The organism is Moritella yayanosii (genome assembly GCF_900465055.1).
Lineage (GTDB): Bacteria > Pseudomonadota > Gammaproteobacteria > Enterobacterales > Moritellaceae > Moritella > Moritella yayanosii.
On the sequence record NZ_LS483250.1, the window covers coordinates 1265465 to 1278160 of the forward strand.

9 protein-coding genes are annotated in these 12696 nt (G+C 41.0%); 4 read left to right on the plus strand and 5 right to left on the minus strand.

The features are described from left to right. The first annotated feature begins 29 nt into the window (after positions 1–29). Positions 30–641: a protein-L-isoaspartate O-methyltransferase family protein gene (locus MORIYA_RS05715; protein WP_112713443.1), complete on the plus strand. Its 612-nt coding sequence runs from the start codon at positions 30–32 to the stop codon at positions 639–641. Between the two features lie 36 nt (positions 642–677). Here the strand turns inward: MORIYA_RS05715 and MORIYA_RS05720 are convergent, their stop codons facing one another. Then, on the minus strand, positions 678–1691 hold the full coding sequence (locus tag MORIYA_RS05720; RefSeq protein WP_112713445.1) for a hypothetical protein: 1014 nt from the start codon (positions 1689–1691) through the stop codon (positions 678–680). Positions 1692–1896: 205 nt separating this feature from the next. On the opposite strand from MORIYA_RS05720, the gene MORIYA_RS05725 reads away from it, so the two are divergent. Next, complete coding sequence (locus MORIYA_RS05725; RefSeq protein WP_112713447.1) at positions 1897–3744, plus strand: M3 family metallopeptidase; 1848 nt, start codon at positions 1897–1899, stop codon at positions 3742–3744. Positions 3745–3847: 103 nt separating this feature from the next. Here the strand turns inward: MORIYA_RS05725 and MORIYA_RS05730 are convergent, their stop codons facing one another. The 4 genes from MORIYA_RS05730 to MORIYA_RS05745 form a co-directional block, all read right to left on the minus strand. Continuing rightward, positions 3848–5257, minus strand: a complete 1410-nt coding sequence (locus MORIYA_RS05730) for an alanine dehydrogenase (RefSeq protein ID WP_112713449.1) — start codon at positions 5255–5257, stop codon at positions 3848–3850. 133 nt (positions 5258–5390) lie between these two features. Continuing rightward, positions 5391–6278 (minus strand): LysR family transcriptional regulator, encoded by an 888-nt coding sequence (locus tag MORIYA_RS05735; protein WP_162629236.1) that lies wholly within the window; start codon positions 6276–6278, stop codon positions 5391–5393. 204 nt (positions 6279–6482) lie between these two features. Further along, on the minus strand, positions 6483–6944 hold the full coding sequence (locus tag MORIYA_RS05740) for a diguanylate cyclase domain-containing protein (protein ID WP_112713451.1): 462 nt from the start codon (positions 6942–6944) through the stop codon (positions 6483–6485). Positions 6945–7097: 153 nt separating this feature from the next. Continuing rightward, positions 7098–8660 (minus strand): methyl-accepting chemotaxis protein, encoded by a 1563-nt coding sequence (locus MORIYA_RS05745; protein WP_112713453.1) that lies wholly within the window; start codon positions 8658–8660, stop codon positions 7098–7100. A 643-nt stretch (positions 8661–9303) separates the two neighbouring features. Between MORIYA_RS05745 and MORIYA_RS05750 the strand changes: the two genes are divergently transcribed. After that, positions 9304–10527 (plus strand): multidrug effflux MFS transporter, encoded by a 1224-nt coding sequence (locus MORIYA_RS05750; protein ID WP_112718472.1) that lies wholly within the window; start codon positions 9304–9306, stop codon positions 10525–10527. A gap of 747 nt (positions 10528–11274) precedes the next feature. Beyond that, positions 11275–12513, plus strand: a complete 1239-nt coding sequence (locus tag MORIYA_RS05755) for a DUF5692 family protein (protein WP_112713455.1) — start codon at positions 11275–11277, stop codon at positions 12511–12513. Positions 12514–12696 lie beyond the last annotated feature (183 nt).

The following is a 12696-nucleotide window of genomic DNA, read 5'->3' on the forward strand; positions in this document are numbered from 1 at the left end:
TTCTCGAATAGAAAGTAGGTAATATAAAAATGAATGATGCGAAGATTAATAAACGAGTAGAACAGGCTTTTACAGCCGTTAAACGAACTCATTTTATGCCTGCTGATAATCAGCATCTGGCAGACTATGATGTGCCCTTTTCTATCGGTCATGCGCAAACAATCAGTCAACCGACAACCGTTAAGCACATGTTGTTGTGGTTAGCACCACAATCAGGTCAGCGTATACTGGATGTCGGTTCAGGTTCAGGTTGGAGTACCGCACTGTTGGCTTGTTTAGTCGGACCAAAAGGCAGAGTATATGGCGTTGAACGTATCCCTGAGTTAAAACGGTTTGGTGAAGCCAATTGTCGTCGTTTTGGCTGTGATAATGTTGAATTCTTCATCGCCGAAAACAACATTGGTCTAGCAGCGTATGCGCCTTTCGACCGAATTTTAGTTAGCGCTGCGGCGAGTGAAGCGATCCCCGATGAGTTAATCAAGCAACTCGCACCGAACGGTAAGCTTGTTATCCCGGTTCACAACAGTATTTTCGAATTACAAAAAGATGCCCTAGGTGACATTGAATATTGCCATGAGCACTTCGGTTATGTTTTTGTGCCGTTAATTATTGAAATTAAAAACGAAAATACCGCAGGTTAAATCGAAACTTAACCCACAGTAATATAGGCTGTTTACCTACTTAGCATCGGGAACCAGTTGCTTCACTACGTTAGGTAATACCGTCACAATCATGCCGCGAACGGGATGCCATAAGGCAGACAGTAATAACAGAGCTGCACCAATTGCGACTCCAGTCATCGCAAAATTAGTACCAACATTGCCATAAATACTCATCAAGCTTGATAATGCATACAACACATATACCAATGATGACACCATAAAAGCACGGCGGTCGGTAATAATCGAAACCAGTGACATCAATAAGTACAACGCAATAATAATCACGATACTACTAATGCTTTCCTCACCGTTTAAAATTCCCACGCTTAAAAATATCGGGTGAATAATCAACGGTGCTGATAATAAATGTAACCAAAATGCGGTATCAGTTCGGTTTGTTATACGTTCGCGATCTGAAGAGTCCCAATACATAGCAAACAAGAAAGTTAAAATACCACAGGAAAATATCACTACCAGTATCCAATCCGTTAATACATTGATCGTTTCAGGCGTCGTAAATGCCGATATGAAAGAAGACACGATAAAGCCGATCATTGCAGCAGTACCCGCAGCAATCGTAATAGGCACATTGAAGCGACGCCAGTGACAGAAAGCGGCAATAACCGATGCGCCAGTCGCAGCAATAATAGCTTGCTCATTAAGCGATGAAAATACTTCCATTGATAACTTAAATACACCACCAATAAAGGCGAGTAATAACATAATCGCAGGAAAGGCCATCTTTCTCTTCAGCACAAAGAATTCGGCAAGCGCCCATGACAACACGGCAAACGTGGCAAAACCTAAGCGAGGATCAATGGTCTTGACCGCCCAAAGTGATGAAAACAACAGCAGCGCACAGGCAATAACGATGAATATATCGTTAAATCCACCGATTAACCGAATATTTTCTTCATCTGCTATCGTCATATGCTTGGCTAACAATTGATCACGTCGAAACTCGTCGACGGACGAAGCAGTAAAAATTCCTTTATCTACTGCACTATTTAGGTCTTCATCTGTATACATAGTGGTCCTAAAAGTGTTATTAATAGTATATTTATTGTTTATAAAGTGCTGAAGTTTATTGTCTTTACTTAGCTGGGACAAGAGAAGCATTAAATAATTCCAAAAACAAATCAAGAATAAAGTTAGCGTATGCATTCATCCAGTGCCTCAGATGCACTATTACCGGAACTATCGTCGTTATGCGCTATTTTAACAAGGAGACATTGTGAACCCACAAGATTATTTTAATCAACTCAATGATGATTATTTAGCGCTGCACCGCCGCAAAGAAGACCTATTTTGGCAAACTTACATGGGCACCAGTGATGACCATGACGGTTTTGCCGCTGCAGAAGCTAAACTCAGTGCATTTATCTCAGACCCAAGTCATATTCAAGCGACACGTGATAACCTTGACGTACTATTACAGTTAACCGATGAAGATGAGGCTCTAGCACAAGGACTCAAAGGTTGGTTAGCCTTTTTCGATGCCAATGCAATTGAAAGCGCCGAAGGCCGAGATAAAATGGCCGCCCTGATACGCAGCGAGTCAGCACTATTTACCAAGCGCCAAGATTACCTGATGTATTGTAATGATGAAAATGGGGACAAACAGCAAGCCTCACTCACCGTGCTAGCCGCTAACATCCGCACCAGTAATAACGAAGGGGTGAGAAAATCGGCACACCAAGCGCTATTAGATCTTGAGCAATGGGTACTTAATAACGGTTATATCGACCTGGTTAAACAGCGTAACGACTTTGCTCGTCAACAAGGCTTCCGTAATTTCTTTGATTATAAAGTCAATAAAACCGAGCAGATGACACCAGAGCAGCTGTTTACTATTTTAGATGATTTTGAATTACGTACCCGTGAACAAAACCAACGCAGCATCCAGAATTTAGCCGACACGAAAGGCGAGAGCGCGGTTCAAGGCCATAACTTTAGCTTTATGTATGCTGGTGATGCCGCCCGTCAACTTGACCCTTACGTGCCGTTCTCAAAATCATTACGTCGTTGGATTGAATCATTCGGTCGCCTAAATATCGATTACTCACAAGCCGACATGACCCTGGATTTATTAGACCGTCCGGGTAAATACCAAAATGGTTTCTGCCACGGCCCTATTCCGTCGTTTTATGCAGAAGATCAATGGCAAGCGGGTAAAATTAATTTCACCAGTAACGCGAAGCCCGACCAAATCGGCAGTGGTTATGATGGCATCAATACCTTGTTCCATGAAGGTGGCCATGCGGCGCACTTTGCCAATATCAAATTAAACTCACCGTGTTTCTCACAAGAATTTGCACCAACATCAATGGCATACGCAGAAACCCAATCTATGTTCTGTGACAGTCTGTTAAATGACGCTGATTGGCTAAAACAATATGCTTACAATGCCGATGGTAAAGTGGTGCCAGACGAGGTGATCCAAGCATTAATTGCCGCAAAACAGCCGTTTAAGGCTTATCAAGAACGCAGCATCTTAGTGGTGCCTTATTTTGAATGGGCAGTGTATAACGCTGATGAAGGTTTGTTAACGCCTGAATATTTGACTCAACTGGCCCGTGATACTGAACAACGTATCTTAGGTTTAGCAGCAAGTCCACGACCATTACTCGCGGTTCCACATTTACTATCGCAAGAAGCCGCTTGTTCTTACCAAGGCTATCTACTCGCGCACATGGCTGTGTACCAAACTCGCGCTTACTTTATCAAGAAGTTTGGCTACCTAACGGATAATCCTGCAATTGGTCCGTTACTGGCTGAACATTACTGGAAACCGGGTAACAGCATCAGTCACGATGCAACATTACGGAGTTTAACTGGCGAAGGTTTCTCTGCTGCATACCTAGCAGACACCTGTAATAAAACCAGTGAGCAGGCTTGGCAACAAGAGCAAGCTAAGATAGTAGCTGCGCAAAACAGAATTAGAATGAAACCAGCAGCGCTGAACGCAAAAATTAGTATTGTTGATGGTGCCGAGACAATTGCTGACAATAACGTTTCAGATGGTCAATTATGCGATGATTTTGAGGCTTATATTACGCAGCGTTACGGTAGTGATTGTTAGGAAGTTAAGTCGGTAGTTAGTTAGGTAATATATCCGTCCTCAAACAGGACGGATATTAACAATCTTAGCGCTAAATAGAACCTAAAGAGGCTCTAAAAATAGCCTAAAAAGGACCGCAAACTAGGGCGATTTTCACACCTGGGGCTAATTTATCAAGTCCATCAATCAATTTCTCATCACCGATCAATACATCGACAATTTGCCCAGAATAGCGAACAGCCGTTTCACGCATCATGCCCATCATTGGCCAGCCCCATAAAGATGAGATCAACACACCGTCTTGAACAAAATAAGGTTGCGTTAAAAAGCTGCAGCTGATCACAGGCTCTACCGGACTACGGTTGGTCGCACTGCCACCCACTAAATCGATAACAACCGAATTCTCAGGTATTAACTCTTTCACATGCTGGTTACTGATTAAGAAATTCTTGCCTCTTAGCTCGGCAGGCTGTTCGGCACCATTAACCACAATATCAGCATCCTTTAACCAATAACCGATACTCTCTTTGGCGGTCTGCGCGCGACCTAACACATGAATGTGTTTGATACCTTGTTGATGTAATTCATCCAGAGCGCCCTGTCCCACATTACCATAACCAAGGATCACTGCTTTGATGTTCGCGACATCCACAGACGGTTTATGCTCTCTCAACAACGACATACCATATCTGGCACCGGCTTGACCCGTTTCGTGTAAACACTGAATACGACGTAAGCCAAATTCTTGCGGAATGTGACTCTCGCGATAAGCTGAAATTGCCTGCTGTCCGTGTTCGCGTTCAAATTCACTCAAATCAAAAAGATGAGTACCCGCCTTATCCAGTTGTTGCAATATGTCTTGCTTATCGTTAAAACTCTGGCTGTCATAGAAATACAGCGCATTAGGGCCAACAACATCAAGTTCATCAAATGCAAGTGTTGGTTGAATGACCTTCAATGAACGCGGCCCACGATTACCAGCACGCTTTATCGCGCCACGTAGTCGTTCACTCCAACCGATAACTCTAATTTGCAAGTCACCCATAGTTTGAGCATTGATAAAAGGGGTTAATACGGTATTCATCGCCACGCGAGCAAGGATCAGATGATCAGGTTCATGTTTCGGTGACTCACATATCTCTTCCATCGCAATCACATTAATGCGTTTATCTTGCAGTAATTGAGCGCGGTCTGGATAAGAATTAAAATGAGCCATACAGAATAAAGTACAGCCTTCACTCATTTGTTCTACAGAGGCGATCGCAGGGCCTTTGAATTTAATGATCAGTGATTTATTGACATAAATTTCTTCTGCCGTTTGCATGATAGCGTTATTTTTTAAATATTCGTCATCACTAAAACCAACCCCATCACCAGCACCATATTCAACATAAACTTTAATACCAGATTGAACAAGTTGACCTACATCACTCGGTATCAATGCAACACGTTTCTCTAGTCCTCCAGGATTTTCTGGTGACTCAATTTCTTTAACAAGTGCAATAGATGAATAACGTAATGAACTATCTGACATAAGTATATATTCCTTAATACCACAAAAAAGACATTATTAGCATGAAACATCGCGTATTCCAAACTATTAGCACAAAAGATCCAATAAAAGCATATTTATACAACTTTTAACGCTGCAATACAGCTGGATCAACCTAATTTAATTCTTGACTTTGTATTCGTTCTTTTAGATATTTAATAAACAACTGTGTACGGGTATGCTCATAATCAAGCGTTGGGTAATAAGCACACACAGCCCCATGATCGACCGTTACATCCGGTAACACTTGTACCAACTCCCCCACCTCAATTAAATCTTCAAGCATTTTTTGACTGGCGAGTAAGATCCCCATACCGCACTTAGCACCGTAGAACAGAGCCTCAGGGTTGGTGGTGGCAAAATTCCCCCGTAAAGTAATACGATTACCGGTCGATAATTTCACTTCACGTATCGGTCTTTCGCCCCAAATAAGCATGTTATGCGATTCAAGATCATGGACGGTTTCAGGCTTGCCGTATTTTTCGATATAGTCTGGAGACGCAAAAAATTTGGCGTCATTTTTAAACAGCTCAATGGCTTTATAACTGTGGGTATTTAATTGTTCTAAATCCCGACTAATAAAAACATCCACATAAGTCTCGGGCATTTGTCCCGGAGAAGTGGTTAACAGTTGTATTTTGATTTTTGGATACATCAGTAAAAAGTCATTGAGGTATTTAATGATGAACTTAGAACCGACAGCGGTCGTCGCGCCAATCTTCAATAAACCCGTTGGCGTTTGATTGACCGAACGCGCTTCATCCACCAGCGACATCCACTGATCAAGTTGTAATCGTGACCGTTGGTAAAACAATTGTCCAGCTTCGGTTTGATCTAATGATCGCGTGGTGCGCTTAAGTAACTGCACGCCGACTTTATCTTCTAACCAGTTTATACGCTTACTGATCGCAGAGCCGGTGGTATTAAGTTGATACGCGGCCCCGTTAAAGCTACCTTCTTCGACCACTTTGATATAACTGCGTACGCACAATATCCAGTCCATCACTACCTACCTTTTTCGCTATATCGCTATTGAAGTGAACATTCAATCCTAATAAGACCTAATCTAGCATAAATAGTCTTATTTATAGTGATAAAAAGATCTTGATCTAACTGATGCCCTCACCCCATTAACCATGATATACATTATGTGCAGGCGGATATTGAGTTTCGCTAACTGTCTTAACGAAACGAAACTCAGTGTGTATTATTCACCATCATTGACACGTTTTAACATACTAGGGTTAAATACTTTGTAACTGGTTTCTTGATCACGCTTAGCTGCATACATGGCAATATCTGCGAACTTAACCATATCATCACTATTCGTTGTGTCATTAGGTGATACAGCTGCGCCAATACTAATTGTGATATTCATCGGCTTTCCTTCAATTATTTCAGGCTCTACAAATGTGCTGAGGATCTTCTCTGCAACACAATCTACATCTCGAGTATCTTTGATGTTTCTTAGGAGTATTAAGAATTCATCACCACCAACGCGGAATACCGTATCACTCAAGCTTACTGCCAGTTTACTGCCAGATTCCACTTTTTTAGCACTAGAGAGTAATAATTTTAGCGGCTGGAAAAAGCTCCGTTGTAAAAAGGCAAAGGTAATTATTGCGAGGCCAAAGATAACTAATAGATCAAATATGGGGATCGCCGTCAAGCTTTTTTTATTGCCGGTGGGATTTTATAATTTAGGGATAGGTTTATGTATCCACAAACCTATCATGTCGACATTTGCTTTAAACGTGCTGCTAAAAAACGATAATTAACATCTATAATAGGGTCCGAAATGTCGGTTAGAAGCGCTTCAATATTAGATTTTGAATGAACCTACATGAAGATCTAAAGTATGAGCAAGCTGCTCCAGGGTTTTGCTAGACGCTTCTAGCTCCTGACTAGCGATCAAGCCTTCTTGAACAGAGTTATTGACCAAATCCATATTGATATTGATTTCATTTGCTACACAAGATTGCTCTTCGGTAGCAGTTGCAACTTGGGTATTCATATCAAGGATAGTAATAACTTGCACTGATATGTTTTCGAGCACTTCCAGAGCTTGAGCTGTGGTTCTGGTACCTTCTTCGGTTAAAGTTCGACTACTCTCCATCGCCTCTACCGCATTTTTTGCCTCATGCTGCAATTGATTAATCATATTTTGAATTTCATCGGTCGACTGTGCAGTTTTAGTAGCAAGATTTCTGACTTCATCTGCGACGACAGCAAAACCTCGGCCAGCCTCACCTGCTCGGGCTGCTTCAATTGCGGCGTTGAGTGCAAGGAGATTAGTCTGCTCTGAAATACCCCTTATCACGTCGAGTATGGACCCGATTGACTGTGTTCTTCCCGCTAATGATGTGATAACCAATGACATGTTATTCATTTCAATACCTAGGTTATTGATGGTATTAGATGAGTCTTGTAATGTTTTACGCCCAGCTTGAGTTTCGCTATTTGCACCATTAGCCGAATTTGCTGCACCCGCCGCATTTTGCGATATTTCATTAATAGTCGCGATCATTTCATTTATTGAAGTTGCTACTAATAACGTTCGCTCGCTTTGTGCTTGACCTCTTGATAATCCAAGTTGAGACTGACTGCGAAGTTCAGTCGCTGAACGACCTATACCTAACCCCGTTTCTACTACTTTGGAAATTATTTCATTAATATTACCCACAAAAATATTGAATGCTTTAGAAATATGGGCTATTTCATCTGTTCCTTGTACCGGTAATCTAACGGTAAGGTCTCCATCACCTTTTGATATATCTTCTAATGCCTGTTGTAAGCCAACAAGCGGTTTGAAAAATCGGTCCAGTAGCCACATCAACACACAGGCACATATCAGAAAGATGGCGGTGATTGCGATTAACTGAGTGAGCACAATATCTGCTACAGCATCATCTACTTCTGAAATTGGGATACCAATATCAAAAGCACCCAATAGCTGACCATTCTTATCATAAACAGGGACTATTATGTCGTACACCCACATTTTTTGCACATCCGCATACCATTTAGAGAATTTTTGTTCTCCTTTCCCTGCCGCTTCCATGGTGTAGCTATCTTTATAGATCTTATTTAACTTGTTTATATCGCTATGTGCAACGGCTTGAATTTTCCGATCTATGAAAATCGCGTAAATAATATCTGAACGCTCTGAAAGTGACACTACTAACTCTTGTAAATCAACCAAGGGCTGGGAAGATTTTTGTAATACATACTCGACGTTTTTAGCAATGACTTCAGCCTTTGCTTGGGATTTTTTTAATATAATCTCATCAATTTTTTGATTAGATATATAAGAGGTAGAGGTGATACTTGTTATGCCTGCGATCGCAAACATTACGAATACCGTTATTAATATTAAGTTTTTCATACACAACATCCTTGGTGCTATCATTCAGTTAAAGTAATTAAATACGATATATTCATTCCAGTTGTTATTATCTAGAATCAGCAGATTACAATAATTCAAATATTCTACCCCCCGCTTATGAATCGTGAGCATAGATTGAAAAATTAGAATAACATGACGCCGTGTTACAGGACATTGAAACTTGTTCATTTAAGGTGGGATTTTCAGCTACTTAATCTACTTTTTTACAATTGCTCATTAGCTCTAACTAACTTTGGGGCAAGTTCGCTTGGCGCTAATATATTCAGAGTCTGTTTGAGACTTACATTAGTCCCAGCTCTACGATGAGATCCGCGCTAGATTGTCCTCAAAAATGGCAAAGCATTTTAATCGCGGTTCTATCTATCAGGTCTTCAATCTAGTGGTCATCACTGATCACGCTATTCGATAAATTATTTAAATCTACCTCCATCTCACTTGCTGCGATCGATGATGAGTGTATTTATGTTCAACCATTAACATAAATCATATTTAGTCTTATCATAAATACGATCTGCGTATCATTTATGTCATACAACATCTATTCAATTAGGTCCTGACAGGACGCAATGACCATCCACATAAGCTAATTTTCATTTCAAAGGTCTTAATGTACACTAGTCACATGAATATAAATAACACCAAATTTAACAAAATCCCACTTGCGTTGGCGATGATGATCATTGCCACAGGACAAGTCGGTGTCAGTATTTATCTGCCTTCACTGCCATTAATAAGCCGTGAACTGGGCGTGTCTCAAGCCGACGTACAACAGCTTGTCACCCTATTTTTACTCGGGTTCGGATTGTCACAACTTTTCTATGGACCACTTTCTGATGCTATCGGTCGTCGCCCGGTATTTTTACTCGGACAAGGCATCTATTTGGCCGGTACCCTCCTGTGTGTGTTATTACCAGACAGTTATACTGCATTGATTGCAGGTCGGTTATTACAAGGTTTAGGCGCAGGCAGTGCATCGGTATTAGGTCGCAGTGTGATCCGCGACAGTTACAGCGGTAGCCAGTTAATACAAGCGCTGTCCTATATGTCCATAACCGCATCGATCCTGCCTATTTTGGCGCCTGTGGCTGGCGGCTGGATAGCATGGCATTTTGGCTGGCAATCCGTGTTTAGCTTTGTATTAGTTTATCTATTGGCTATTTTCACCTTGGGTTACTTTATCTTGCCAGAAACTCTGCCCCATGCGGTGACAAAATTTAATATCAAAAAGACCCTGCTCGACTACTGGCACCTGTCAAGAAACTACCAAGTGATTTCATCCGCAAGCTATAACTGGATTGGTTACTTGTCCAGTCTAGTCTCTGTTTCATTACTGCCTTTTTTATTGCAAGAAGGGTTAAAACTCAGTGCGGCTGATTATGGTGAAGTGATGATTATTCCATCGGCGGGGTTATTAACCGGCAGCTTGATCTTAAATCGATTGAATAAGCGTTTCACCACCAATCAACTGATGTATTTAGCCGCGAGCATTATGATGTTCGCCGGTTGTTGGCTGATATTGAATGAAATGTCATTGCACAATCTAATATTCAGTTTTACCTTACTAACCATCGCGCAAGGGATCAGCTTCCCATTATCGATAAGCATGTTACTGGCGCCACACAGTAAACAAGTCGGTGCAGTATCCGCATTATCAGGGTCGGTACAGATGTGTATTGCCGGACTGGGCGGTGGTTTTTTAATCAAGCATTTGATCAACAATCAGACCAGCTTGGGGATCTTCTACGTACTCACAGGTTTAGCCATTGCGCTGATATTGACACATAGTCGACATAGGTATATAAAAATCAATCCTATTTTAGTCTTAAACCCGCAGGACTCGAAATAAACTTTTAGTTGAATCTGCACCGTTCTCTGGCTTAAATAAGGCGAAAATTTAGCTTGTTTACGCCACATGGTGTTGAAGATTATTTATATTCAATATTTACCAGCAATTAATCATAATTTGAAATAGATCACTTTATTAGCCCACAGTGATGATACCCTCTTATGGGTAGTTATTAATTAGAAAACGTCATCTTACCAATACAGAGAATTAAAAGCGAAAACCGTAAAGTAACTCCTGTACTCAGAACATTTAGCCACGAGTTCATCTGGTGTTATAACGCCCAGTAAGACCATAATGTTAGTTGTACTGTTATAATATCAATTACAGAAAATATATTTTTTCTATGGTCTTTCTTGCCTCTAATTTAGAGTTATTACTCTAAATTAGAGGCAAGAACTGATTTACCATTAGGCTGGTGCTTCCTATACACAATGTGGAATGCGGCATTCCTACTCGGTTGTATTCCTGATAGGTTTGCCATTTTAATCGCTTGTGAGCTTTATTCATTATTTGATACAACAGGCAGATGTATACCGGTCAGTGTGATAAAAAATTCAAACACCTGGCTACGGCGCCCGCAGATATATATGCAGATACGGAAGTGGCGAATGCAGATGCTGGATTCAGCTCTCGATTCTATTTCCACAATAAACCCGAGAATAGAAAACAGTTGGAACAAGCCAACTCTGTTCAGTCTTAACAATTTTATGTAATCAAACATAGAGTACTAGAATATAAGGAAACAATATGATTAATATTAACGTCATAAAGAAATGGCTCACAGCAATACTTTGCTTGTGCTGCGCCGTATCTTTTAATGTATGGGCTCAGAATGATCCGGCTAACACCCTTGCCCAGAAAGAACTGCCTACAATTGGTATGTACCAAATTATTTTGGAAGGTATGCCAGGTACTGGTGGTTTGTCTTACCATTTAGAGTTTGAAACGAATGGTAAAGTACTCATTGAAAAGAAATTCAATGGGCGTGATGAAAGCGAAATTCATCAGTGGACGCTAGAGGGTCAAAATATCACTATCCATCCGCTAGATGGCAGTGCGATTAAAGATTTTGATAAAGCAAGTTTAACTATTATTGATGAAGAAAACATCCAGGTTAACCTTAATGTACCGGGTGAGTCACTCCAGATCCTTGAAAAGGATATGGAGTTCAAGCTGCTACGCTGGCACAGTTTTATTGCTAAGCTACACATTTTTTTAACCTTGATTGTGTTAATCCTGTTAAACGAGCTATTCCGTCGCTTTAAATGGAGTGGTTTTGTTTTCTTCATTGGTCTGTCAATCGTGCTCAGTATCTTTGTTTGGCCATACCAAGGCGTTGTTTATTGGTTTAAATGGGCGAAGATTTACTCAGTTGTCCTTGCGTCCGTGTTCTTCTTGCTGATGCGATTTACTAAAGTGCATGAGTATAAGGCCGCTAAAATGTTCTGTGTCTTCTTCCTCGCGGGTAATATTGCAGAAGCGGTAACTCAAGATTTCGGCATGGGTTTCACCCCGAACATTCTTAACGGTGTGGCGGGTGTGCTGTCTATCCTGACTTGTTATTACGGTTGGAAAGGCATTAAAGCGGATGACTCTGAGCAGAAGGATATGATCTGGCCACAAATGACTGTACTTTGGATCATTGCTTATGATGTGTGGAACTTTGTGTATGTTTACCTTAACTTCCCTGCATCTGCGTCAGCGCAGTTGATGGTAATTTTAGCTGCAACTATCCCAGCCTTGTTCATTAAGAAAGGAACATGGTTACAGGCTCGTGCTTATACGCTGGCTATCTGGTTTATGTTCTACTTTACCTTTACGCAGTTCTACGAGCGCAACTTGTGGATCTTCCCAAGAGACGAATCATTAACATACCCGCTTGCAGTGTTAAGTTTAATTCTTAATGTTATGTGTGTTATCCAGCTGGTACGTTTCTATCAAGTTAAAAAAGCCAATAAAGCCAATGCTCAGGCTGCAATAACATAATTATTTCGGCACGTTTAAATAATTAGTGAGTATAAAAAGACCGTTCAGGATAACATCCGCTCGGTCTTGTCAATTCAGTATTATGGCAGCTGCGACCGCGCATATTCCGCTAAGCATAAACCAACATTCTCCCTAGCATCATTATAGCGCTATCTCAAAGCCCCAAAAGATGCCACATTCTCA

Bases quoted from the DNA above. Each gene is read 5' to 3' on its own strand.
- MORIYA_RS05715 (WP_112713443.1), top strand. From the start codon at position 30: ATGAATGATGCGAAGATTAATAAACGAGTAGAACAGGCTTTTACAGCC.
- MORIYA_RS05720 (WP_112713445.1), bottom strand. From the start codon at position 1,691: ATGTATACAGATGAAGACCTAAATAGTGCAGTAGATAAAGGAATTTTT.
- MORIYA_RS05730 (WP_112713449.1), bottom strand. From the start codon at position 5,257: ATGTCAGATAGTTCATTACGTTATTCATCTATTGCACTTGTTAAAGAA.
- MORIYA_RS05735 (WP_162629236.1), bottom strand. From the start codon at position 6,278: ATGGACTGGATATTGTGCGTACGCAGTTATATCAAAGTGGTCGAAGAA.
- MORIYA_RS05745 (WP_112713453.1), bottom strand. From the start codon at position 8,660: ATGAAAAACTTAATATTAATAACGGTATTCGTAATGTTTGCGATCGCA.
- MORIYA_RS05750 (WP_112718472.1), top strand. From the start codon at position 9,304: ATGAATATAAATAACACCAAATTTAACAAAATCCCACTTGCGTTGGCG.
- MORIYA_RS05755 (WP_112713455.1), top strand. From the start codon at position 11,275: ATGATTAATATTAACGTCATAAAGAAATGGCTCACAGCAATACTTTGC.